Genomic DNA, 24,741 nt, shown 5'->3' with positions numbered 1-24,741 from the left:
GGACATATAGCTTTTTTAATAGAATGGGGTGAAGTTCAATCAATAAGGGTCTCTATAAAAACATAATTTTCATTTAATATTTCTATGAACAAATGAGGCGAAATCTAATAGGATGGCCTATAACAATAGGATTGGCTGTGCATACAATAAGGGTAGACGGTGAGGCCATAAACCAGAAAAGATTAAGGAGTGTAAATAGTGAAAGTAATGACTATTTTAGGGACTCGACCTGAAATTATCAGATTAAGTCTAATTATAAAGAAACTGGATCAATATGCCGATTCACATATTCTAGTGCACACTGGACAAAATTTCACCGCATCCTTAAGTGAAATATTCTTCCAACAGCTAAAGGTACGAACCCCTGATTATGTCTTGTTGAATCAACAGCAAACACTTGGTGAACAGTTAGCGGCCATATTTAAAAAATTAGAGGCCATCCTATTAACGGAAAAGCCCGACAAAATATTAGTGTTGGGGGATACAAACTCCGGACTCAGCTCTATCTTAGCAGAAAGAATGGGCATACCGGTTATCCATATGGAGGCAGGGAACCGTTGTTTTGACTTGGAGGTGCCTGAGGAAAAAAATCGTCGTATTATTGATGCTGTTTCAAGCTTTAATTTACCATATACTCCTCAAAGTAAAGAAAATCTCTTGAAGGAAGGTATCCCGAGTAACAAAATATATTTATCGGGAAACCCCATTTACGAGGTCTTGAACCATTACGATAATGAAATCGAGAAAAGTTTAATCTTGGACAAAAGGAATTTGGATAAGGAAGATTATTTCCTCGTTACCATTCATCGTGCCGAAAATGTTGACCATGAAGACCGTTTGCTGGAGATAATGAAGGGCATTAATTTAGTTGCCGAGACCTATCAAAAAAGAATCATATGCAGTTTACATCCCCGGACAAAATCCCGCATTGAACTCAGTCCCAAATTAGAAGTGCATCCATTAATTGAATTTCATGAACCATTTGGTTTCTTTGATTTTGTAAAACTTGAAAAGAACGCTTTTTGTGTGCTGACCGATAGTGGAACGGTTCAAGAGGAATGTTGTTTGTTCCATGTACCGACAGTTACGATACGAAAAACTACGGAAAGGCCAGAAACCATTGAGTCGGGCAGCAATATGTTATCAGGAATTAACGCTAAACAAATCGTCAATTGTGTGAAGGTTATGGTTAATCAGCATAAAGACTGGACTTTTCCAGAAGGTTACGACCATAAAAACGTTTCAGATAAAGTACTTAAAATAATACTGGGAGGCCATGAAATTGATTAAAGATCGAACAATCTTGGTAACAGGCGGTACAGGCTCATGGGGATATGAATTGGTTAAGCAGTTATTGGATTTTGAACCGAGTGAAATACGGATTTTTTCAAGAAATGAGTCCTATCAATTTACAATGAAGCAAGAGTTTGATAATAATCCGAAATTACAATTCATAATCGGAGATGTAAAAGAGAAGGAAGCTTTATTGGAAGCTTGCCAAGGTGTTGATTATATTTTCCACTTGGCAGCGTTAAAGCATGTTCCTGTATGTGAAGATCAACCTATTGAAGCTTTAAAGACGAACGTAATTGGAACACAGAATGTTATAGAAGCCGCTATAAGCTGTAATGTACATTCAGTTGTAAACATTTCTACAGACAAGGCATCGAATCCATCCAACTTTTATGGTCTATCAAAGGCAATGGCCGAAAGACTGATCATACACGCTAATACATTAAACACGAGAACAAGATTTGTATGTATCAGGGGGGGAAACGTGCTTGGCACAAATGGAAGTGTCATACACGTTTTTAAAAAGCAAATTGAAGAAAAGGGAAAAATCGGGATAACCGACTTAAAAATGACGAGATTCTTTTTAACCATTGAAGAAGCGATTAAATTGGTATTTAAGGCAACCTTTGAAAGCATTGGCGGAGAAATTTTCGTAATGAAAATGCCGTCCTGTAAAATTATTGATCTTGCCCAAGTATTAATGGATGCTTCTAAGAAAGAAAATGTAGAGGTGGAAATTCTAGGGATAAGACCAGGAGAAAAAATCCATGAAATCCTGCTTTCAGAATATGAGAGCACAACGGCGATTGCCTATGACGATGAATATTATGTAATACTTCCATCCATTCATATAGATGGGATAAAAGAACATTACTCTAACTGCCAGCCGGTTAGTTTAGAAGACTATAACTCTGGAACAGGACTAATGGATAAAGCCCAGATCAAGGAAATGTTAAAGAAAGGTGGCTTCATATAACATGAAGTTATTAATCCTTGGTGGACAAGGGATGGCAGGACATATGTTAAAAGCATACTTTATACAAAAACCACAGTATCAGGTTTTCTATACATCAAGGGATTTAAATGATAAAAAGAGTTTATATCTGGATGTAACCGATTTAACAAAGTTGGAAGAAATTATAGACTCCATAAAACCGGATATTACGATCAACTGCATCGGTATTTTAAATGAACATGCCAGCAATAATACGAAGCTGGCTTTTCAGGTAAATAGCGTTTTTCCACATCAGCTTGTCAAATTAACTGAACGCTATGGGGGTAAATTAATCCATATTAGTACAGATTGCGTTTTTTCAGGAACAAAAGGTGATTACACAGAAGCGGATATTCCTGACAGTACGACGATTTATGGCCAGTCTAAACACTTAGGAGAAATTAAAACCGAAAAACATTTGACTATAAGGACCTCCATAATAGGCCCGGAACTAAAAGAAGATGGAATTGGTTTATTTCTTTGGTTTATGAAACAAAAAGGAGAAATAAAAGGTTTTGAAAAAGTGCTTTGGAATGGCGTAACAACGCTGGAATTAGCTAAAGCGATTGAAGCAATGATTAAGAATAACGTTACTGGCTTATATCATTTAGGTTCAGAGGATAAGTTGTCAAAATATACTCTATTGAAAATAATCAAGGAAAGCTTTAATAAAACAGATGTTGAGATTATACCAGACTCAAATATCGTACTGGATCGTACGATAAAAAGCACAAGAAATGATTTTTATTATCAAATTCCTACTTATGAATATATGCTGAGGGATTTAAAAAGTTGGATGGAAAAGTAATGAGCCAGATGCCTAAATTGTTAATTACGGGGGCAAGCGGATTCACTGGCCAGCATGCGTGTAATCACTTTGTAAACGCAGGTTTTGCTGTTACTGCTGTGACTAAAAAGAATTTCGTAAATGATCAAGTACAGACAGAGCTGTGTGATCTAACAAATAAGGAGAGTGTAGGAAAGTTAATAAAGAAGGTGAAACCGGAGTATCTTCTTCATTTAGCTGGTCAAAGCCATGTTGGACAATCATGGATTGATCCTGTTTCTTCTCTGGAAGCAAATGCAATGTCAACTCTATATTTAATAGAAGCACTTCGGCAAGAAAATCCAGCCTGTAAAGTAGTTATAGTCGGTTCAGCCCTGCAATTTGACCCTAAAAATATTACAACTTTAACCCACCCTTATAGTTTAAGCAAAACTGTTCAAGTTTTAATTGCTCAATCATGGGGAGAGCTTTACGGCATGCACATAATAATCGCTAAGCCAACAAATTTGATAGGTCCCGGATTATCAAATGGTGTTTGTTCCATTTTTGCGAAAAAAATAGTCGATATGGAAGAAAATAATGCAGAAAAATTACTTGAAGTAAATAATCTGCAAGCAAAACGTGATTTTGTAGATGTAAGAGATGTAGTAAAATCTTATGAAATTCTTTTAACCCAGGGGAAATCAGGAGAAATTTATGATATTGCTTCAGGGAAGAATCATTCATTAGAAAACATCATAAATCATTTTAAATCATTCACAAATGTGGAATTTATAACGAAAACAAACAATAACTTTGCAAGCGAAGTTCATAATGAAATTAATTTGGATAAAATTAAGAAATTAGGATGGGAACCTATTATTAATTTAGAAAAATCTATTTTAGATATTCTTAATTTCTACCGTATGAATAAATGATCAAATATAAATCAGCTGTTACTGAATGTTGATTAATAATTCTAAAAAAAATTATTCTAATAAGAATTTTTTGATAAAAGGACTGTACCATAAATACGAGAAAAAGAATGATTGATTTGTATATATGGGTGCTATCAGAAATAAAGGTTTATAAACTTATATAATTATCATTAGGAGGAACGTAATGAAAGTAGGAGTAGTGCTTCCGGTTTTTAATCAAGAACCACAATACATTTTTGAATGCATACAATCCCTTCAAAATCAGACTTTTCGACAGTTCAAACTGGCAATTGTGATAGATGGGGCTAATGTAGAGACGGTTAATGCAGTTTATGAAGCATCACAAGTGTTAACGATACCCTTTCAAATTATTAACAGAACAGAAAACCAAGGCATTGCGTATACCTTAAATGAGGGATTCTCTTATCTTACTGATTGTCCCTATCTTACTTGGGTATCCAGTGATAACAGGCATTATCCCGAATTCTTGCAGGCATTAGTCAAAACAATGGACTCTACACCAAAAGAAATAGTTCTCGTTTATTCTTTATATCATCGAATAAATGAGAAAGGCATCAATGTATCAAATTCTGAAGAGATGCATCAATTTATGACTTCATTAATGAGACGTCCAAAAGAACAAATATATTCCGTTTGTTTTTTAGGGGCCTCTTTCTTATTTAGGAGGCAGGCATTTGAAAAGGCAGGTGGATACCGAAATAAATTTCCCATCGCGCAGGACCATGACTTTTGGATGAGGATTCTACAGCATGGCGATATTTATTTTCTGGAGAAATATTTAATGGAATACCGAGTGAATGGAAAATATTCACTTACCACTTTGACACCGTCTGAGGATCTGATACTAGAAAGTATGAGAAGCAGCATTGATAATCGGAAAACGATACAAGACATTCCAAAGGTATCAGTATTGTTAACTTCTTATAATCAGTGTAAATATATCGACCATGCTATTGAAAGTGTCCTTAATCAAACGTTTACCAATTTCCATCTTATTGCTGTAGATGATGGTTCCACCGATGGAACTCAAGAGATCATCTATCAAAAAAAAGATTCCAGACTCATCGGGCTTTTCCTTAATCACCGTGGAAAGGCTCATGCATTGAACGCAGGCCTTGAGTTCTGCTTAGGAGAATATGTTCTTGAACTGGATGGCGATGATTGGCTCGATCCTCAGGCTTTGGACATCATGGTAAGGGAAATGGATAAACAGCCACCAAATGTCGGCCTCACATATGCAAATCGTAAATTATGGAACCAAGTTGGAGAGAAACTTATTGAAGGCCCTATAATACCAGGATTAAATTATGGGGATAAGTATGATGTATTATCTAACTTACAAACTCATTGTCCAAGGCTTTATAGAAAATCAGCACTAAAAAGTATTGGGGGATGGAAAAGATTTATCGATGGTCAACCGGCCATTCTAGATGATTTCTTAATGTTTTTAGATCTTGCTGAGAAATATGACTTTCATTGGATTAATGGCGCTTTATATCATCAAAGAAGACATGAAAAAAATATCACTCTTATACAGCAAGAAGAAATTAGTTCAGAAATACAAAAAATCGTACATGCAAAGATAAAAGAATGGGGTAATGAATATATTCCTGAATTCATTTTTAATGAAGGAAGTTTAGTAAAAGTAGACTTGAGACCGAGGGGATTATCATGAAAATTGTCGCTATTTTTGGAACTAGGCCTGAGGGAATCAAGATGGCACCCATCATTAAAGAATTAAGAAACGAAACGAATTTAAACTGTGTCTGTTTAAATTCTGCACAGCATCGAGGCATGCTGGATCAAGTTTTAGAAATTTTTTCGATAGTTCCAGAATATGACCTTAATATCATGAGCCAAGACCAAAAGCTTCAGGATATTACTGCTAAAATGATTACTAGGATATCGGCCATTCTTGCAGATGAAAAGCCACAGCTTGTGTTGGTACTCGGTGATACAGCTACTACTTTTGCGGGGGCATATGCGGCCTTTTTACAACAAATCCCTGTCGGACATGTGGAAGCTGGTTTACGGACAAATCAAATGTATTCCCCTTTTCCTGAAGAGATGTATCGTCAGCTGGTCAGTCGAATGGCGACTTATCACTTTGCCCCTACCCAAGATAACAGGCTGAACTTGCTGAAAGAAAATATACTTGATGATCAAATAAAAGTTGTAGGAAATACCGTTATTGATGCGCTCCTAGACGTTACTTCAAAACCTGTACCTCAACCGGTGTCAGAACTCTTGAAAAATGATAAGAAAAACATCATTGTAACAACACATAGAAGGGAAAACTTTAATGAATTAAAAAACGTATACTTCGCAATCAATGAAATATTACAAAATCACAAGGATGTTCATGTCATTTTTCCTGTGCATAAGAATCCAAACGTCCGAAAGCAAATTGACAGATATTTAAAACCACATGAAAGATTATCCGTTGTTAGTTCAATCGATTATGAAGTATTTGCGCACCTGTTAAAGAAAGCATTTTTGGTTATTACAGATTCAGGTGGAATACAAGAAGAAGCGGTCTCGCTTAAAGTGCCTGTACTTGTAGCAAGGGTTTCCACCGAACGACCTGAGGGTGTCAAAGCTGGAATCCTAAAATTAGTGGGGCTTTCTAAAGAGAGCATATACAATGAAGTATCACGCTTAATATTGAATCCATCGGAATATAAAATGATTGCCAATATCCCAAATCCATATGGGGATGGTACTGCAGCTAAGAAAATTGTTGAATTTATTAAGAATGAAGCGGGTTCTTGGGAGAGTTAGAACGTATCACTTTCTTCGAATAAAATATTTTGTTCTGGTGCCCTAACAGATGTCTATATAATACTTCCCATGGGTTAACTTCCATAATAGAACCTCATATAAATCGATTAATCCAGTATGTGTTGAAAATAGAACAAACCCAATGACAATCAAAAAGAATTGTCATTGGGTTTTTCCAACTAGTTAAAGGATTACTTGCTCGGCCTATTAATCTGAAACTGCGATTGCGCTAAAGCTCTCGGGCCCTACTCTTACAAGCCCTAATGCATTAGTAGAGATAAATAATGAGTATGCGAGTACTTGACCTGCTGGTGGGACTGGTGCATTAAAACGTGTTCCATTAAACGTGAGGACAGTTGGGCCTAATATATTGGCTTCTAAGACCTGTGATGCAGAGTAAACGATTCCTTGTTCTGGAGTGACATTGGTACCTTCAACAACTGTAAGAGTAATAGAAGAGGTTACCGGTAGGAGAGGTAGTTGAACTGCAACCGTTCCATATAGTCCAACACGGATGGTACCAGTTGCACCACTAACGTCCAAACCAACTTGTCCAATAAATTGAGGCGTGCCAGTTCCGGAAATAGGAATAGATATGGAGTTAGCATAACTAGCATTCTGTGTAGTTCTTAAATCAAGAAATTGTGACATCGTTAAATCATCCTTTCAAAAGTGAATTTCAATTTAATATATTCAAATAATTAATTTTTGCTTGTATATCTGCAAATTTTCCACTATTGAATTAATGAATTTATATATTTTTTAAAGCGTGTATATACAAACCAAGTCTATCTAATGTAAAGTAAAGTTGATATTTTCATACTATCAAGAGGAATAACAGAAATCATTTATGTTAATTGTTTTTTGAGGGCAGAGATCATCAAATTAAGCAACAATTTGCTCTATTAGACGGATTACACAATAATCAAAATTATATCATTCTAATGAATGTGGTGATAAGTAGGGATCCAAAAGGACATTGTTGTGTCTTATGCCTATTATCTTGATAAAATTACTGAAGATTCAATGTCTCTTTACGCAAAGATAATAACCTCTCAAAAGCAAAAATATAGGCCCTTCCGAATGGAAAAACTGCCCAAATTTATTTTCTATCACATATGAAGAGCTAGTTTCTCACAGCAATCATTAGCGATCAATAAAGTAGTATTTTTGATGATTAGCAATATCAATCCCAAATGATCCGCAACTTTAGGAGAGGTAAAATAGGAAGTTTGCGTAATGATATTTGTTAATGGGGTTAAGAAGCGTTTTAAGGAAATTGTAGGAAAGTTATTAATTTAATTAGAATACGAAAAATTCTGGAGTGGTAAGTGGAACAGCGGCTGTCTAATTTTTAATACGCTGCTACTCAGTAAAGTTTCAATAGTCAAATAAAAGAGCAGATTTATATTTTGGCTCAAGCCGGGAAGACCTACTTGTCCATGTTTCGTAAATAATTAAGCCTTTCTTACTAATAATTACAATCACATTTACTATTAATAATTCTCAGCTTTTTTCTATGAGGAGTGGACTGAGATTATTCTCGTAATTGATTATCAGCCATCAGTTCTTATCACTACATTGCCTGATTAAAATATAATTTGGTAGGTATCTCGAGTTCATTTTTGGGTATAGACCTTTAGTAGTATACATGGCTACGCATTTATGGGGAAGAAGAAAGCGGAGTTTTGATTACTTTTTTACTGGTGTTTTATGGGTTTCGGTGTTTATCGGCTGTCACTCCAAAGAATCAAATTGGTTGAAATAACGAAGGTATTGATTAACTTTTTATCAGATACTTGATATTGCACAGGCAGTAGTTTTTGGAATATTGCTTGCCCTTACATAAGAAATGAAGTTGTGATTTCAGATAAGGTGTTAAACAGAATTCTACCGTTCATTAAGTAAAATACTTCAGTCTTTCGGAAAGATAGGAGTTATTATCATAGGTGAAATAACTTTATCTTTCCATTAGGTTATTTTCTAAAAAAGTATTACTGGTTCAGGAAGCACTGCTAACTTGTATGAATTTCAGTATTACATTTAAATTAGTACGATTATTATGTTAAATATTCCAAAGGGAAGTGACACTCAAATTGACATTTTGATTTCATTATTAATGAAAAAATTTCAAAGATAGAGTTTTAGAGTGCTTGAGTTCAATACTTTTCATTTTTAAGAGTGTATAACATATTTATGAAGTTTGCAGAATATTTAACAGGTGAGAAGTGTGTTTCTATATGTTCGACAGCCTTTCGTCTAATTTCTTCTCTTAAAGGAATGTTTGACAATAACTCATAACCTTCTAGCACCGCCTGATCGATATTTCCCAAATCGAAAAACTTTCCAGTTATATTATGTTTAATAAAACTGCTCACTCCATCAGAATCAGTTGATAGGACAGGGCATCGGCAAACCATTGCTTCAAGAACCGCATAACCAAAACCTTCTACTTTTGATGTAGAACATAAAAAGCCACCGGAGTCACCAATGATAGAAAAATATTCAGCCATTTTACTATGTGGTTGATTTGCATACATGGTAAGGTGGTTTCTCAAATTTAATTCATCAATTCTTCGTTCAAAGGCTAACCTTTCTTCTTGATTTGATAATGTGTTATCTTCAAACATCCAAAGTTGGATAGAAGGGTTCTTATGGATTAATTTAGACCCAATAATCAGGAAATCTCTCCAGTTTTTATTTTCCTCTAGCCTTCCTACCCAGCCAATAATCGGGTTATCCTTCTTAGGGTGTATTTGGTATTTAAAATCATCTGTATTAAAGCAATTATGAAAACAATATTTTTTCTTACCTGGAAAATAAGTCTCAAAAGCTTGAATGAGGTGAGGTGTTTTAGGGTATAAAATAGCGTCACAGTATTTGTCAATAATGGTTTTGTGACTTTGTAAATAGTTATAAGCATGTGCTTTGTTGTAACCTAATCCTTGATTTTCATAAATTAATATTCCTTGGTACCCAAAATTCTTAATTGTTTGTAATAGACGGAGATCGGAAGCAACAACAATAGCATCATAATTCCCTTGTAAGATAATTGATTTAATCTCATCATTGCTATTTGTCACAAAAATTGAAGTATTAATTTTGTTTTGTAGTCCCGATCCATTTTGTAAATATAAAAAGTGACAGTTTATTTGCCTTTGTGCAAGCGCATTAAAGCGTTGTCTATTTAATGTTTCAATTCCCCCGCTTGGAACAAAAAAAGTAAACAAGATATTCATGTCTTTTTTTTGTGTTCTTGTATTTTTAAGGGAATGAATATTTTTAAGGGAGCGAAAGCTCCATTCTGCCCCTTCAATATTTCCGTCATTTTTATACATGGTAGAATCGTGAGCAATTATTCCGGAACCTTCATTTAATTTCCAATAGCCCAAAAGGGAACGTTCATTTCCGGTAAGAGTCCGGCTCATATTTTTTTGGATTTCATGGTGCATTCTTGCTGTGTTCCATATCCGTATTTCGTTAATGCCACCTTTATAAAAGCTTAAATCCTTCATTCCCCCAAAAACTCCCGAAGGAACTACTGTTTTTTTTCTACTGACTTTTCCCGTTTTTGTAAATTTCCCATTTATATATAATGTAGGTTTTTTATTAACGTATACAACTGCAATATGTGTCCAACCATTTATTGGCGCATCATAAACTAAAGTCGCAGGTAAATGGTCAATTGTGTGCTCGTATATAGAGATCCCATTTGTTCCTACCGATACCCCAACACCTGCCCGAGAACCATCTCCATCCCCAAATGCTCCAAATACAGGTACAATAACGAATCGTTCGTTAATGATTTTGGAAATACCCCTTGATGATTCTTTTTTCAACTCATGAGGAACTTCTGGTTTTGCCCAAAATTCTATTGTGAATGTATTTTTAATTTCAGTGAATAGTTGTTTTTGAGTCGTTATGGTGCTATTCCCATGGAATGTAAGAAAAGTGTTGTATAGCATAATTAAAAAACCTCCAGCAATTTTTTAAAAAGAATCAAATGTATGTATATGTATTTGAACTAGTTGATATACATATAATCTAGTGCTTTGCTCGCAATAAATGGTGGAAATGCCTAATCACATATGTGCTTTATCCGACTTTTGGAATATTTAACAGAAAGGAGACTGAAGGTAATTAAGAAGTTATTAAACGTAAAATCTGTAATATTGGCTTACTCGAAAATAGGTGATTTTTTAGAAAACCCTTTAGCCTATACCATTATTAATCCATTTTCATATATTACGAGTATAGATTTGCTTCTTTTTAACGAGTTTTAGATTTCATTGTTCTTTGAAGGAGGGTTAATGTGAAGAAAGTATCAATTGTTGTTCCGTTTTATAATTGCCCCTACATTGATGAAGCATTGGAAAGTTTGATGAACCAAACATATAAAAATATAGAAATTATCGTTGTGAATGATGGCTCAACAAAATATTCTGATAAAATCACTCCGTATCTAGATAGAATTATATACATCGAAAAGGGAAACGGTGGAACAGCGAGCGCACTAAATATGGGCATAAAAAATGCGACAGGGGACTATTTTTGCTGGCTCAGTTCAGATGACATCTTTTACCCTGAGAAAACAGAAGTTCAATTAGACTTTATGAATAAAAATCGAGCGTTATTTAGTTATACTTCTTATTATTGTATAAATGAAAATGGGGAAATTACCACTCCTAGGATGGGTATACAATTGCCTAATAAATTAGAATTAATTAAAGCAATGAGCAAGGGAAATATTATTAATGGCTGCACTGTAATGATGAATAGGAAGATATTTGATCTAATTGGAGTGTTTGATGAAACACTTCCATATACTCACGATTATGACTTATGGTTAAGGATAGTACAAAAATTTGACATACATTTTTTGTCTCAACCGTTATTACTTTATAGGGTTCATCCACAAATGGGCTCGAACAAGCATGCAGTTAGTATCAAAAAAGAAACTAGACTCGTTGTTAATCGACACCAAGCTAAAATGAGACAATTAATATTTAGGCAACTCAGAAAACAATGATTATTCTAACTGAATGTGCAACTTGCTGGTTTCTCTAAAAAAATTTGTAAGTCCTTGTGTTTAAACAAGGGCTTTTCCTATTGTAATTAATGGATTTTTTATTTAGCGTTATTTTAAAGTTGTGAAATTCAGTCTGTCAAGGGGTTTTTAAAGCCCTTGATACAGTGCTTTACCTTAGAAATCTATATTAAATTTGGCAAAGTACCAATCATCATCATATTTTCGTTTTTGAAAGTAGGCCCGTCTCTGCTTTTTGACTCCATCTAGGAGAACTTGGGATTCAATAGGGTTTGCTTTTACATGGATCATGAGTTTTTTGCATTTTTGTATGCGATGAGTATTAAAGTGAGAGTAGGCCATTCTTAATAAATTATAATATACTTCATCATAGCTAACTTCGTAGGGGTGAGTTTTTCTGAATAAATGGATTATTTTTACATCAGGCAGAACGTGGCAGCGAAATCCAAACAGCCATAGCTTAATAGATAGCTCTACATCTTCATGTCCCCAAGTTTTAAATCTCGTTTCAAATCCACCCACATCTTCAAACACTTTTTTGGAGATAATAAAACATCCTCCGGGTAATACGGCAGTTTCAAAGAGGCCATTTTGTTTAGAATTCCATTTGATTCTAAGGTTTGACTTTAAGGTCTGACCATAGCCGATGAAAACGGAATTGCCAAACGAAGCGATTGCTGGGGTTACTGCATCTGATTTTCCAGAGAGGAGGGGCTCTACAATATGATCGATCCACAAATCTTCAAACTGTAAATGAGCGTCGCAAAAAATCAGGAATTCACCAGAAGCTTTTGTTGCCCCTAAATTTCGTGCGTTTGCAGCACCTATTCCTTCTGTTTCAAAAAGTTTAACCTGGTTTGCGTGAATATAGGTATTAAGGAAATCACAGCAATCATCTGAAGATCCATCGTTTATAATGATCACTTCGAAGGAATAATGTGTATCAACAGAAAATAATGAATCAAGAGTGTTTCTCACATTTTCGCCTTCATTTTTGGCTGGGAAAATTATTGAAATTAAAGGATGAGTTTTCACTTCGTTTATCTCTCCTTTTATAACGAATTTTTCATTATCAAGAAAATATATCAAGGACTGTGAAATAGATGGTAAGAGGGGGATTATCACAATCCTTGATCTTCGATTGCAAGCAGTAGGTAAGTTTTTGTTTGTTGTTGAGTTAAATTGGGAGTACATATACTATAAATAAAAGTTATTGATGTTTTCTAAAATTCTTAAAGGGATCTATCGCTGTTTTTTGCGCTCCAGAATGTAAGTTATATAAAGGATGGTTTTTATAAAACATATCTAATGAAAATGAATCTGTATGAGTGTTTTTAAATTTAGAATCTGGGTAATCTTTTTTCTGATACGATGACATTATCCCGGAATTGTAATTTTGTTGAGTACTATCATTTTTTGTGTAACTCGGTTTATTTGGGGGGAAGATTGATTGACAATGTGATGTTTGCGTATTAAAATTTTTGATTGCAGTTTTTTGTTGGATTGTATCTTTCGAGAATCGAAACGCATTTGGTTGATTAATTACTTCATTGCTATTTGGCGAATTGAAATTCCCCATATTTACACGTGTATTTTCAACTTGCTGTTGTATTCCATTATTATTAAAAGGTTTTTCCATTTTTCTTTTTGGTTGCAAATAATTTTTCTCTTGTTCTTGAATATATTTTGCCAGTTCATCTTTATAACGTATTTCTTTTTCTTTATGATCCTCTACCATTTTATTTATGGTTTCTATTTTTTTGATATAATTAAATTCTTTTTCTGTAAAATCCGTTATGGATGCGGTTAAGTTCTTAATTTCCTGTTGGTGTTGATTTGCATTTTCCTTTAAATTGATAATCTTCTGTTCTAAATGATCAATTTCTGCTTTATATTGATTTTCTTGCTCCGAAACAAGAGCAATCGCATGGTTTAACTGATCGATTTCTTGTTGACGTTGATTTTCGTTTTCCTTTAGATTTATAATCGTTTTTTCTAAATTAACAATCTCCACTTTATATTGATCTTCTTGCTCCGAAATAAGAGCAATCGTATGATTTAACTGACCGATTTCTTGTTGATGGTGATTTTCTTTTTCCTTAAAAGTAATAATCATTTGCTCCAGATTTTTAATCTCGGCTTTATATTGATTTTCTTGCTCCGAAACAAGAGCAATCGTGTGATTTAACTGATCGATTTCTTGTTGATGGTGATTTTCATTTTCCTTAAAAGTAATAATCATTTGCTCCAGATTTTTAACCTCGGCTTTATATTGATTTTCTTGCTCCGAAACAAGAGCAATCGTGTGATTTAACTGATCGATTTCTTGTTGATGGTGATTTTCATTTTCCTTAAAAGTAATAATCATTTGCTCCAGGTTATCAATCTTAGCTTTATATTGATTTTCTTGCTCCGAAACAAGACCGATGGATTGACGTAGATTATCAATTTCTTGCTTATAGTTGTCTTCTTTTTCGGAAAGTCGTTTATTAGCTTTTTCTAAGTTACCAATGTCCACTTTATATTGACTTTCCTTTTCCGATAGGTGATCGATTGTCTGAACATAATTTTTAATTTCATGTTTAAAGCTTTCGATAACTTGTATATGATGATTTTCCTTTTCGGAAAGTTCAGTCATGGCTTTTTCTAAACCTTCAATCTCCACTTTATATTTATTTTCTTGTTCAGATACAACGCTAATCGTGTGATTTAACTGATCGATTTCTTGCTGATGGTAAGTCTCTTTTTCCTTTAATTCTAAAATCATCTGTTCTAAATTTGCAATGTCCACCTTATATTGACTTTCCCGTTCCGATAAGTGGCCGATCATATCATTGAAATTTTCAATTTCATGATTAAAGTTTTTGATAACTTGTTTCTGTTGCTCTTCTTTTTTGGAAAGTTCGATCATGGCTTTTTCTAAATTATCGATCTCCACTTTATATTTATTTTCTTGTTCAGATACAATGGTAATCGTGTGATTTAACTGATCGATTTCTTGTTGATGATAGTTCTCTTTTTCCTTTAGATCGGTAATCATCTGTTCCAAATTCTCAATGTTCACTTTATATTGATTTTCCTGTTTCGATAGTTGGTCGATTGTTTGAGTATATTGTTCCATTTCATGGTTAAAGTTTTCGATAATTTGTTTATGATGATTTTCCTTTTCGGAAAGTTCAATCTTGGCTCTTTCTAAGTTATCAATCTCCACTTTGTATTTATTTTCTTGTTCAGATACAACGGTAATCGATTGATTCAACTGATCGATTTCTTGCTGATGGTAGATCTCTTTTTCCTTTAAATCTAAAATCATCTGTTCTAAATCTGCAATGTCCACCTTATATTGACTTTCCTGTTCCGATAGGTGTCCGATCATTTGAGTATAATTTTTAATTTCATGTTCAAAGTTTTCGATAACATGTTTATGATGCTCTTCCTTTTCGGAAAGTTCGATCATGGCTTTTTCTAAACTTAAAATCTCGGCTTTATATTTATTTTCTTGTTCAGATACAACGGTAACCGTGTGATTTAACTGATCGATTTCTTGCTGATGGAGGTTCTCTTTTTCCTTTAGATCGGTAATCATCTGTTCCAAATTCTCAATGTTCGCTTTATATTGACTTTCCTGTTTCGATAGGTTATCGATCGTTTCAGTATAATTTTCCATTTCATGTTTAAAGTTTTCGATAACTTGTGTATGATAATTTTCCTTTTCGGAAAGTTCGATCATGGCTTTTTCTAAATTTTCAATCTCCGCTTTATATTTATTTTCTTGTTCAGATACAACTCTAATCGATTGACTTAACTGATCGATTTCTTGCTGATGGTAGTTTTTATCTTCCTTTAAATTGTTAATCGTCTGTTCCAAATTTGCAATGTCCGCCTTATATTGACCTTCCTGTTCCGATAGCTGGTCAATTGTCTGAACATAATTTTCCATTTCATGTTTAAAGTTTTCGATAACTTGTTTCTGCTGCTCTTCCTTTTCGGAAAGTTCGATCATGGCTTTTTCTAAACTTTCAATCTCCACTTTATATTTATTTTCTTGCTCCGAAACAAGTACGTTGGATTGATGTAAATGATCATTTTCTAGCTTGTATTGGTCTTCTTTTTCGGTAAGTTGGCTAATAGCTTCTTCTAAGTTACTAATTTCCATCTTATATTGTCTTTCTTGTTCGGATAGGTGATCGATTTTCTGAACATAATTTTCCATTACATGTTTGAAGTTTTCGATAACTTGTTTCTGCTGCTCTTCCTTTTGGGAAAGTTCAATCATGGCTTTTTCTAAACTTTCAATCTCTAATATATATTTATTTTCTTGTTCAGATACAATGCTAATCGTGTGATTTAACTGATCGATTTCTTGTTGTTTAAAGTTTTCATTTTCCTTTTGATCCATAATCATCTGTTTTAAATTTTCAATCTCCGCTTTATATTGATTTTCCTGTTCGGATAAGTGGTCGATTGTCTGAACAAAATTTTCAATTTCATGTTTAAAGTCTTCGATAACTTGTTTCTGCTGCTCTTCCTTCTCTGAAAGTTCGATCGTGGATTTTTCTAAATTTTCAATCTTCAGTATATATCTATTTTCTTGTTCAGATACAATGCTAATCGTTTGATTTAACTGATCGATTTCTTGTTGATGAAGGTTTTCATTTTCCTTTTGATCCAAAATCATCTGTTTTAAATTTTCAATGTCGGCCTTATATTGACTTTGCTGTTCTGATAGGGTGTCGATTGTCTGAACATAATTTTCCATTTCATGTTTAAAGTTATCGATAACTTGTTTCTGCTGCTCTTCCTTTTCGGAAAAATCGATTATGGCTTTTTCTAAACTTTCAATGTCCATCTTATATTGACTTTCCTGTTCAGATAGGTGGCCAATCGTTTGAGTATACTTTTCAATTTCATGTTTATATTTTTTAATATCTTGTTTATGATGCTTTTCCTTATCTGAAACAGTTTTTTCTAAATTATTAATCTCCACTTTATATTGCTTTTCTTGATCGTATAAAAGATCAATGGTTTTAGTAAGTTGATTCATTTCATTTTTATAATTCATTTCTTTTTCGTTGAGAGAAATAATGGTTGCTTTTAACTCTTGAATTTCGTTTTTGAAAGTATTTTGCTCTTGAAAATAAAACATGACTTTTTCAATTAATTTCTCAATTTCTAAATTAATGCTTTGTATATCTAATTTAGTTATTTTTTTATTTACTGGTGCAAGAAGTGATTTCACCTCTGAAAGCCCATCCGCCATTTTTTTAAAATCTTCATCGCCGAACTTTTTGAATTCCTCATCGTTTACATTTTGCTTTTGGGCGGACTCATAATCTTGAATTTTCTTTTGAAGAGAAGCAATTTCCCGTTGTAATATTTTATTCTTATCTACAAGTGTTTTTATTTCATTTTTGTTCTTTTCGTCGTTTGTTTTGGTTCCTTTAACGTACTGTAGTTCGGTCTTATATTTCTTTATTTCTTCTTCTAATTTATGAACCTTGGTTTCTGCACTCTTTTTTTCATGTTCCTTCCGATTGATTAGTTCTTGATATGTTCTTTGTTCATTTATCATTTCTTCATTGTGTTTTATTATTTTTCTTATTTTCTTTCTACTATAATCCACTTCGTATTCATTAACTTTTGATTTGTATAGGGAAAGTTCAGATCTAAGGTGAATGATCATTTGCTGAAGTTGTATTGGAGTTATTTTATTCAATTTACTTTTTTGTATTTCATTAGCTTTTTCATCATCTATATACAAAAATAACCACTCCTTATTTTTGATCACGTGTTAACAGTCTGCAATCTCCTGCCATTACCAATAAGGAATCAATTAGACAGGATGTGATTCAGCTACTGTAAATGACCAAGAAGTTCCTATGCGGAGATGTTTATCAAGATTTTTATGGGTGTGGTAACTTTATATGGAGCACTCGTTCGTGAGAGTATAGGTGCTGGTTCGTGTTAAGGAACACAGCGACACCGGTATCATTGCAGGTGCTTAGTAGACAAAAGTAAATTCCTCCTCATAAATTATCATCTTGACCGAAAATCTTGATTTTTTTCAATATTCATTTGACGTGTTTTAATCAAACACCGATCCCTTTATAAATGATTCCATAATAGTTATATGTACCGTATTTCAAATGGTGATTATATTTATTACTTTTTAATTCCCTCACAAGTTCACAAACAATTAAAGACTGCTATGTTTATTCTTTATCATTTCTTCATTACTCCTACATATCATTAATATTGAGTGAAATAAGGGTTGTGATGAAACAAGTAGCACGGTGTTATTTTATCCTTTCGAAAACCAAATCTGTAACAGGATTAACATAAAGGGGGATACATAAATGGATTTTAGAGTAAAAGTGGGAGATAAGGAGGCAGGAACCATACCTTATGAGTCTCTCCCGGCATTTACTTATCTTTTTAGGGAATTGGGTTTCGATGTTAAGCCAGATAATGGAAATCAGAAAGTGCAATTATGTTCTGCATTACATGGTAAAAAAATTGTAATTTCTTCCGATTATGATGTTAAACGTAACACCTTTAGAAAGCACCTTCTAGAAAGGAAGGTGCTGGAGTATGTTCAAACATTCCTTTCTGCATGCGGGGCAAAGGTAATTCTTATAGATGAAAAGAAGGAATCAGAAAGTGCTGATTTTCATGTATACCTATCACTCTTTGAAGTACCAGTAATAAAAGAGCCCACTCTTGAATTGATTCATAATTCAAAAATATCCAATAAAAAGTTATTGGATATTTTTCATTACGAATGTACAAGAACTGGAACAAAATTTAAATCTAATGAAGTAGTTAGAGGAGCAAATAACCCGTTTATTAATATACAGATAATGTATCCTATTATAACTGAAGAAGATTTTTGGAAAAAATTTGGTGAAAAATATGCAATGTCCATAACAATAGGAATATTAGCCAGATTCCATGGAAGTTCGCCTTTATCTGTTTTGTCATTAGTTCCAATTGAAATTTTCTCAAACATGTTTGTTCATTCTCAAAATACTGAGTTAATTTTAGATCCTGCCTTGCAAAAAGAAAAAAGGTTACCGGAAAAGAAAAAGTTTTTATTAAAGAAACCAACTATTAATAAAAGAAAGGAAGCCGAAGTGTTTTTAGATTATCATATTTTTATTGAAGAACTTGAAGATCGTAACAAAATCAAGCTTATTGGAAATCTTCATATTAAAAATATAGGTACGGAAGTTTTGCGGAATCCAGTTATCTGTCTGCGTTCCACCCCTTCAGAAAGTATAAAAATATCCGGGCAAATATTGCCGCCGAATGTTGCCGATACTTTGGGGGTCATGAAAAATGAAGAAACAAAAGGGTGGAAATATATGAATGATGAATGGTTTGAAGAAATGGAGAAGGGAGAAACCTGGATATGTCCAATTCAATCTAAAAATATAGCCCCTAGGCAAACAGAATCTTTAACTAACTTACAAATAAGCGTCCTTAAACCTGAAGAAAACAGCAATATTCGTGTAGAAGCTTTTGTGTTTTTTAAAGAACAAGATTTGGAAATCAATTCAAGTAATCAAATTTCCTTATTATTAACGAAGAAAAAATAATATAAAAGGGTAAATGGCAGAGCATATCGGGGGTGGAAGTGGGTTGGTTGAAGGAAATTATCACTTTGAGAAATACTTATTAGATAATATGAAGGTGATAAAATTATTGGACCAAGCGATAAAACAGAATAAAGGCTTTTCTCTTGCTCGTTTTGGAATAGGTGAAATAAGCTATTTAAGCTGGCCAGCCAATGGATTATTAGTTCAAGAGTTTAAACGGTATGAATCTTATGCGGGCGTATCCAATTCACCAGAGTTAATTAGGAGGGAATTGGTCAGGGCATTGCGGGATACAGACATTGCTGGTTTGATAACTCCTTGGAGACTGGATCCTTGGGCTAAACAAACTCGAAATGTACTTAAACAACTGAAGTTCATGCCTTTGAAAGCCTGTTGTGCTTGGATCATGCAGAGCCTCTTGGACGAGGGGACATTATGGCCATGGCTGAGTAATAAGAAGGTATTTCTTGTTGGCCGCCGTTCAAAAGAAGCCGAAATCGTTTTTAAAGAACAAGGCGTACAAATTACTGGCAGTATAGGTTTAAATGGGTATGAAGAGTTAAATCGAGTACAAAATGAGCTCCAGTCTAATCAGGAATGGGAAATGGCGTTAATTTCCGCCGGGATTCCGGCAACCATTTTAGCTCCAAGAATTGCTAAATTGACCCAGAAGGTTGCCATCGATTTCGGGCATGCCCTTGATATGATTCTTGATGGAAAAGAATACAAACATTCTGATCTAGTAAAAAAGTGGAATGATCAGTTTTCCTAAATAGGAAACAAAAACTCTAAATGTATGGAAATAAATATAAAAATACTCGCAGATTCAACCTTGAATTCATAAGGAAGAGGTGCGAGTATCTATTTGCGCTAAATTCAGTTTACGAATTTTAATTGTATCGGAAAGACGTTTTTTCCTGTTAGTTGGAAACATTTTAATTCAGGGGTCGAGTTTGCAAACGAAATAATAATGTGACTTACCTCTGGGTAGTTATTTAAAGTAATATCTCCTTCTGACGGATAAGCACAATCCGTTGGGTGAGAATGGTAGATGCCCATAAAATCTTCATTCCTCTTATCAATAAGTTCAAATACATGACGAATTTGATCTAAATCCATCGAGTAGGAAAAGGAGCTCCTATTGACATTTTCCATTGGCCAAATTGTTTCTGCGATCCCATTTTCCCCTGAAACCAGTCCACATGCTTCATTAGGAAGTTCTCGTTTGCAATGGGCAATCATTATTTGCTTAACATGATTCGTCATGTGAAAAGTACCGAATGTTAAACCTGGATCATTTGTTTTTTCCACAGCAACCTTTTGCTCGTACTGGCCGAACCTGCAGGGCAGAGGGAGTGATTTGTTGATGTAATTGGGCTGGCTGCGGGTTAGGCATTCCTAATTTTCTTCTTACTTTACGTCTTAGCTTATCAGATGCCATTTTTTTCTCTCCTTTTATAGGTATGCTCTATAAATATGAAAACATGAATCCTTATGTAACCTTATAATTAATAAATGGGTGGCCTAAAATGCGGGATACATTTACTAAGTGTTGAAGTAAATAATGGAATTAGACTTACCCAAGTTTCTTTACAAAAAAAACCGAGAGATTAATATCCCTCGGGTTTTTAGTATTAAGCATCTGCTGCTTCAACCTCTAATCCAGGGTTAGCTACAGCTGTCAGAGCAATAGTAGCGGTTGAAGATGTGCCAGTTATTATAAGTGTAGCAGTATCTCCTAAAGGATCAACATCAGCTAGAATAAGTGTGAATGTCGCATTTTCTGCTGCACCTCCGGCTGGTGTTATAACACCCGTGCCAGTTGCAGTAAGCCCAGTTACTACTCCAGCAGCATCGGTAGTGCATGTAGGCTGGTTAAAGTCATTGGCTGTAAACGTGAAGCTTTGGTCAAGTTCAGAATCTTCCGGTGTTCCAATAGGAGTAGGTCCTAATGTATCGATATAGGTAACTTGAATCCTGCTGCCAGAAAGGGTACCTTGGTCACAAATTAGCGCAGTCAAATCTAAGTTTCCGGTTGTAGCACCACCTAGACCGCCTTCACTTACTAGGATGGATGCTTCGCCATTGTATTCTGCTGCACCTTGGCAGTCGCACGACAATGTCGGGAAGAAGGTCGGGCATTGTTGCGGGAATCGTGGTGTTGGGCACACGAATCCTTCTTCTTGAATTGGAATGACAGGACGTGGTCCACAGAACTTAGCCTCTACCTCCAGCTTCACCTCAGCCTCGACTTGAACATCTTTACACATGGTCACATCAAGTACAACCATATCACCAAGCATTTGATTTAAAACAACTGTACATTGAACATCGAAAATATTACAGTTGATTTCTGTTCCCTCTGGGAAACATAGGATTACTTCATCCATGAAACTAACAGGTACTACGAAATTACACCCTGGTAGTGGTGCTCCATTGCAAAAGAATTGAACGCGGATATGGACATGAAAGGCAAGGGAGACAATTTGGGCACCTGGAACAGTAGGAATGTTAGCTGGAGTTGCTCCGATAAAATCACAGCTTCGTGTACCAGCTACTTCCGAACAAGTAGCTGTTATAGTGTTGCCCTCATGGCGTGCATCTTCAATTGCTGCAAAACATTCCTCAGGTATTTGAACTTTATTGCGATCACGATTTGTTAGAACAACCCAGTCATATACTTTTGTAACACGAATACATTCAGGTCCGATGGGGTTCGGTACCACTTGTCGGCCCTGAATAGATTTGACGTTCCTTTTTTTCATCAAACATCTTTCCCTTCAGTATCAGGTTTTGAACACATTAACATACTATGGGGATATCATTTTATGGGTACATTTTTCTTAGAAAATGGGCTAATAATATTTTATGAATTTATAAATGGATATTTATATAATCTAAACTCAAATCATAAAATATTAAAGAAGATTAGGAGGTGAATATGTGTTTACTATTGAATGGCTTGATTTTCTTATTTTAATATTGGCTACCTTCCGGTTAACTCATTTAATTGTATTTGATGAAATCACATCATTCATCAGAAAACCTTTCTTGACTGCCACCATCCAAGAAAATGCCTCTGGACAACTGGAGGAAATCATTGAAATAAAGGGATCAGGACTTCGTTATTTCATAGGTTCGCTTTTAAGTTGTTATTGGTGTGTAGGGTTTTGGTGCTCCCTTATTACTGTACTTACTTATTATTATTTTCCTGCTGCTTTTCCAATCCTATTGGTCTTTGCTGTTGCGGGAGCTGCCGCCTTTATTGAATCTAAATCATGAAAGTATAATCGTGTAGGAGGAGAATTTTATGTAATTTGATATCCAGACTAAAATTATATGTTGAACATCATAAAATTGCTTCATAGACAGATAGGCTGGGTTTTAGATTAAAATCAAACTAAAACGCTGTTGTAGATTGATAGCAATTACAAAAGGGGCATTAAATTTTATTATTGAGCATCAGGGAAGCAAACGATTGATTAAAATCCATTCGATACGAATGGATTTTTTTCTTATAATAATAGGAATTGAAGGCGGGCCAGTTTCCATTAAAGCAAATAATTTACCTTTTGAGGAAGCCCAGCCGTTCCAATTGGGGCACGTACAGCTTTATTTTATCTGAGAAAAGCTAACATTCAGAGTGGTCAAAAGATTCTTGTCTATGGTGCTTCAGGAAGTGTCGGAAGTTATGCAGTACAAATTGCCAAGTATATCGGAGCAAAAGTTACAGAATTTTGCCGTACCGCGAATGTAGAATTGGTAAAATCTCTAGCACCGATAAGGTCATATTACACTTCTGAGGATTTTTCCAAAGATGGTGAGACCTATGACGTTATTTTGAAGCGGTAAAAAGTTTTAAGCAAAGGGAGTGAAATAATGTTTCCTATATTAGAAACTGAACGGTTGATCTTGAGGGAATTGGTGGAAGATGATGCAGTGGATATATTAAAATGCTTTTCCAATCCAGAGGTATTACGATATTATGGGCAAACTCCATTAACAAATACAGTTCAGGTGAAGCAAATCATTAGGAAGTTTTCAAAGAATTTCGATGAAAAACGCGGTATTAAATGGGGAATTGAATTGAAAGGGAAGGATGGCATCATTGGGACAATTGGATTACAAGAATGGTCTCATGAACATAAGAGAGCAGAACTGAGCTATGCACTTTTCCCAAATGAATGGGGAAACGGTTATGCAACGGAAGCTGTCAGTAAGGTGATTTCTTATGGCTTTAAAGAGCTTGACCTAACTCGTATCGGAGCAGTTGTTTTTATTGAAAATAAAGCATCCAATAAGTTGTTGACAAATTTAGGGTTCAAAAAAGAAGGGATATTGAGAAATTATATGTACCAAAATGATGTTTCATTTGATACTAATCTATACTCTTTAATAACGGCAAATCCTCAATAAAATAACAAACTACAGACATAGGGGGGGATTACTGTTTTATGGGAAACAAACAATGAATATTCAAATCTATATATTTAAAAATTCATTGTTTTCCTGTAAGATATCAATATGTAAAAACCATGTCGACTTGTCGACTTACTTAGAAAACGTGAGGAAAACATAAATGATGGAATTCGAAAAAAGTCTTGAAAAAAGTTTGAGCAATCAACAAAATGCAGGTTTAACAGCATATTTAAAGAAAATGAAGGGCGAAGCTAGAGAAAAAGACAGAATTGATTATATGGATTCCTTTGTTTCAGCCATAGGTGGACTCATTGCCATTATCATTATTAGTTTTATAGCTGTCTATTTAGGATATCCTATGGCATTAGCTCCTCTTGGGGCGAGCTGCGTTATTGTTTTTGGTGCGCATAAAAGTCTCTTGTCACAACCCCGTAATGTTGTTGGTGGACATATAATCTCTACAACATCAGCCCTTATCATTTGGAGCATTTTTGGTAAGAGCCTATTCATTATTGGTCTGGTACTGGCTATTGTATTAATTATAATGACTTTTACAAAAACCGTTCACCCTCCCGCAGCAGCAAGTGCCCTTGTTTCGATCAATTCTCAAGTTGGTTGGGGATTCCTGATTCCGATTGTAATAGGTACCTTATTATTAGTTTTTGTATCGATGATTTATAATAATTTATTTCAAACAAGACAGTATCCAAAACACTGGTTATGAAAAAACTATTTCATAAACTTTTATATGTGACTCATTATTAAAAAGAGAGATTCAGGTTATTGACGAGAATTAGTTTCCTGAAAATTATCCATTATTCTCGCGACCATATTTTCGCAGAATGCAAAAAAGCATGTATGCGATTAAATTCATAAAAGGCATT

General features: G+C 34.4%; 19 protein-coding genes and 1 pseudogene. 13 read left to right on the top strand and 7 right to left on the bottom strand.

Annotated elements, in window-relative coordinates; all coding sequences use genetic code 11:
• The first annotated feature begins 198 nt into the window (after positions 1 to 198).
• The 6 genes from wecB (JNUCC41_RS23200) (at position 199) to wecB (JNUCC41_RS23175) (ending at position 6,793) form a co-directional block, all read left to right on the top strand.
• Positions 199 to 1,290, top strand: coding sequence for a non-hydrolyzing UDP-N-acetylglucosamine 2-epimerase (gene wecB / locus JNUCC41_RS23200; protein WP_192205046.1), 1,092 nt, complete (start codon positions 199 to 201; stop codon positions 1,288 to 1,290).
• On the top strand, positions 1,283 to 2,269 hold the full coding sequence (locus JNUCC41_RS23195; protein ID WP_192205045.1) for a polysaccharide biosynthesis protein: 987 nt from the start codon (positions 1,283 to 1,285) through the stop codon (positions 2,267 to 2,269). The genes wecB (JNUCC41_RS23200) and JNUCC41_RS23195 overlap by 8 nt, the downstream gene beginning before the upstream one ends.
• Position 2,270: 1 nt before the next feature.
• Entirely contained in the window at positions 2,271 to 3,095 is an 825-nt protein-coding gene (locus tag JNUCC41_RS23190; RefSeq protein WP_192205044.1) for a dTDP-4-dehydrorhamnose reductase family protein, read from the top strand.
• Positions 3,080 to 3,991, top strand: coding sequence for an NAD-dependent epimerase/dehydratase family protein (locus JNUCC41_RS23185; RefSeq protein WP_228467428.1), 912 nt, complete (start codon positions 3,080 to 3,082; stop codon positions 3,989 to 3,991). Before JNUCC41_RS23190 ends, JNUCC41_RS23185 begins: the two co-directional genes overlap by 16 nt.
• A 184-nt stretch (positions 3,992 to 4,175) precedes the next feature.
• Positions 4,176 to 5,687, top strand: a complete 1,512-nt coding sequence (locus JNUCC41_RS23180; protein ID WP_192205043.1) for a glycosyltransferase family 2 protein — start codon at positions 4,176 to 4,178, stop codon at positions 5,685 to 5,687.
• Positions 5,684 to 6,793, top strand: coding sequence for a non-hydrolyzing UDP-N-acetylglucosamine 2-epimerase (gene wecB, locus JNUCC41_RS23175; RefSeq protein WP_228467427.1), 1,110 nt, complete (start codon positions 5,684 to 5,686; stop codon positions 6,791 to 6,793). Before JNUCC41_RS23180 ends, wecB (JNUCC41_RS23175) begins: the two co-directional genes overlap by 4 nt.
• A 207-nt stretch (positions 6,794 to 7,000) precedes the next feature.
• Here the strand turns inward: wecB (JNUCC41_RS23175) and JNUCC41_RS23170 are convergent, their stop codons facing one another.
• Together JNUCC41_RS23170 and JNUCC41_RS27400 are read right to left on the bottom strand one after the other, a co-directional pair.
• Positions 7,001 to 7,444: a hypothetical protein gene (locus JNUCC41_RS23170; protein ID WP_192205042.1), complete on the bottom strand. Its 444-nt coding sequence runs from the start codon at positions 7,442 to 7,444 to the stop codon at positions 7,001 to 7,003.
• Between the two features lie 1,508 nt (positions 7,445 to 8,952).
• Positions 8,953 to 10,758 carry a glycosyltransferase gene (locus tag JNUCC41_RS27400; RefSeq protein ID WP_192205041.1) on the bottom strand — a complete coding sequence of 602 codons (1,806 nt, stop codon included), beginning with the start codon at positions 10,756 to 10,758 and terminating at the stop codon, positions 8,953 to 8,955.
• Positions 10,759 to 11,105: 347 nt separating this feature from the next.
• Here JNUCC41_RS27400 and JNUCC41_RS23160 point away from each other — a divergent pair, with 347 nt between their 5' ends.
• Positions 11,106 to 11,822 carry a glycosyltransferase family 2 protein gene (locus JNUCC41_RS23160; protein WP_192205040.1) on the top strand — a complete coding sequence of 239 codons (717 nt, stop codon included), beginning with the start codon at positions 11,106 to 11,108 and terminating at the stop codon, positions 11,820 to 11,822.
• 174 nt (positions 11,823 to 11,996) lie between these two features.
• Here the strand turns inward: JNUCC41_RS23160 and JNUCC41_RS23155 are convergent, their stop codons facing one another.
• Entirely contained in the window at positions 11,997 to 12,884 is an 888-nt protein-coding gene (locus JNUCC41_RS23155) for a glycosyltransferase family 2 protein (RefSeq protein ID WP_428834133.1), read from the bottom strand.
• A 166-nt stretch (positions 12,885 to 13,050) separates the two neighbouring features.
• Positions 13,051 to 17,601, bottom strand: a complete 4,551-nt coding sequence (locus JNUCC41_RS23150; RefSeq protein WP_192205038.1) for a coiled-coil domain-containing protein — start codon at positions 17,599 to 17,601, stop codon at positions 13,051 to 13,053.
• Positions 17,602 to 18,196: 595 nt separating this feature from the next.
• Between JNUCC41_RS23150 and JNUCC41_RS23145 the strand changes: the two genes are divergently transcribed.
• Positions 18,197 to 19,438 (top strand): hypothetical protein, encoded by a 1,242-nt coding sequence (locus tag JNUCC41_RS23145; RefSeq protein WP_192205037.1) that lies wholly within the window; start codon positions 18,197 to 18,199, stop codon positions 19,436 to 19,438.
• A 43-nt stretch (positions 19,439 to 19,481) separates the two neighbouring features.
• Positions 19,482 to 20,210 (top strand): GT-D fold domain-containing protein, encoded by a 729-nt coding sequence (locus tag JNUCC41_RS23140; protein WP_192205036.1) that lies wholly within the window; start codon positions 19,482 to 19,484, stop codon positions 20,208 to 20,210.
• 104 nt (positions 20,211 to 20,314) lie between these two features.
• Here the strand turns inward: JNUCC41_RS23140 and JNUCC41_RS23135 are convergent, their stop codons facing one another.
• The 3 genes from JNUCC41_RS23135 to JNUCC41_RS23125 all read right to left on the bottom strand — a co-directional run bounded on the left by JNUCC41_RS23135 (position 20,315) and on the right by JNUCC41_RS23125 (position 22,203).
• Complete coding sequence (locus tag JNUCC41_RS23135) at positions 20,315 to 20,749, bottom strand: M67 family metallopeptidase (protein WP_192205035.1); 435 nt, start codon at positions 20,747 to 20,749, stop codon at positions 20,315 to 20,317.
• Positions 20,733 to 20,879 (bottom strand): hypothetical protein, encoded by a 147-nt coding sequence (locus JNUCC41_RS23130; protein ID WP_192205034.1) that lies wholly within the window; start codon positions 20,877 to 20,879, stop codon positions 20,733 to 20,735. The genes JNUCC41_RS23135 and JNUCC41_RS23130 overlap by 17 nt, the downstream gene beginning before the upstream one ends.
• Positions 20,880 to 21,072: 193 nt before the next feature.
• Entirely contained in the window at positions 21,073 to 22,203 is a 1,131-nt protein-coding gene (locus JNUCC41_RS23125) for a BMQ_0737 family morphogenetic spore coat protein (RefSeq protein ID WP_192205033.1), read from the bottom strand.
• A gap of 178 nt (positions 22,204 to 22,381) precedes the next feature.
• Here JNUCC41_RS23125 and JNUCC41_RS23120 point away from each other — a divergent pair, with 178 nt between their 5' ends.
• The 4 genes and pseudogenes from JNUCC41_RS23120 to JNUCC41_RS23110 all read left to right on the top strand — a co-directional run bounded on the left by JNUCC41_RS23120 (position 22,382) and on the right by JNUCC41_RS23110 (position 24,581).
• Positions 22,382 to 22,720 carry a DUF1360 domain-containing protein gene (locus JNUCC41_RS23120; RefSeq protein WP_192205032.1) on the top strand — a complete coding sequence of 113 codons (339 nt, stop codon included), beginning with the start codon at positions 22,382 to 22,384 and terminating at the stop codon, positions 22,718 to 22,720.
• Positions 22,721 to 22,970: 250 nt separating this feature from the next.
• A pseudogene (locus JNUCC41_RS26940) lies at positions 22,971 to 23,284 on the top strand (NAD(P)-dependent alcohol dehydrogenase); the annotation flags it as partial.
• 33 nt (positions 23,285 to 23,317) lie between these two features.
• Positions 23,318 to 23,854 (top strand): GNAT family N-acetyltransferase, encoded by a 537-nt coding sequence (locus JNUCC41_RS23115; protein WP_192205031.1) that lies wholly within the window; start codon positions 23,318 to 23,320, stop codon positions 23,852 to 23,854.
• 163 nt (positions 23,855 to 24,017) lie between these two features.
• Complete coding sequence (locus JNUCC41_RS23110; protein WP_228467425.1) at positions 24,018 to 24,581, top strand: HPP family protein; 564 nt, start codon at positions 24,018 to 24,020, stop codon at positions 24,579 to 24,581.
• The last annotated feature ends 160 nt before the right edge of the window (positions 24,582 to 24,741 follow it).

Source organism: Brevibacillus sp. JNUCC-41 (assembly GCF_014844095.1).
GTDB classification, from domain to species: domain Bacteria; phylum Bacillota; class Bacilli; order Bacillales; family DSM-1321; genus Peribacillus; species Peribacillus aracenensis.
Note: the sequence above shows the minus strand (reverse complement) of the source record. Positions and strands in the feature narration are given on the sequence as shown.

Bases quoted from the DNA above. Each gene is read 5' to 3' on its own strand.
- JNUCC41_RS23190 (WP_192205044.1), top strand. From the start codon at position 2,271: ATGAAGTTATTAATCCTTGGTGGACAAGGGATGGCAGGACATATGTTA.
- JNUCC41_RS23180 (WP_192205043.1), top strand. From the start codon at position 4,176: ATGAAAGTAGGAGTAGTGCTTCCGGTTTTTAATCAAGAACCACAATAC.
- wecB (WP_228467427.1), top strand. From the start codon at position 5,684: ATGAAAATTGTCGCTATTTTTGGAACTAGGCCTGAGGGAATCAAGATG.
- JNUCC41_RS23170 (WP_192205042.1), bottom strand. From the start codon at position 7,444: ATGTCACAATTTCTTGATTTAAGAACTACACAGAATGCTAGTTATGCT.
- JNUCC41_RS27400 (WP_192205041.1), bottom strand. From the start codon at position 10,758: ATGCTATACAACACTTTTCTTACATTCCATGGGAATAGCACCATAACG.
- JNUCC41_RS23145 (WP_192205037.1), top strand. From the start codon at position 18,197: ATGGATTTTAGAGTAAAAGTGGGAGATAAGGAGGCAGGAACCATACCT.
- JNUCC41_RS23130 (WP_192205034.1), bottom strand. From the start codon at position 20,879: ATGGCATCTGATAAGCTAAGACGTAAAGTAAGAAGAAAATTAGGAATG.
- JNUCC41_RS23125 (WP_192205033.1), bottom strand. From the start codon at position 22,203: ATGAAAAAAAGGAACGTCAAATCTATTCAGGGCCGACAAGTGGTACCG.
- JNUCC41_RS23115 (WP_192205031.1), top strand. From the start codon at position 23,318: ATGTTTCCTATATTAGAAACTGAACGGTTGATCTTGAGGGAATTGGTG.
- JNUCC41_RS23110 (WP_228467425.1), top strand. From the start codon at position 24,018: ATGATGGAATTCGAAAAAAGTCTTGAAAAAAGTTTGAGCAATCAACAA.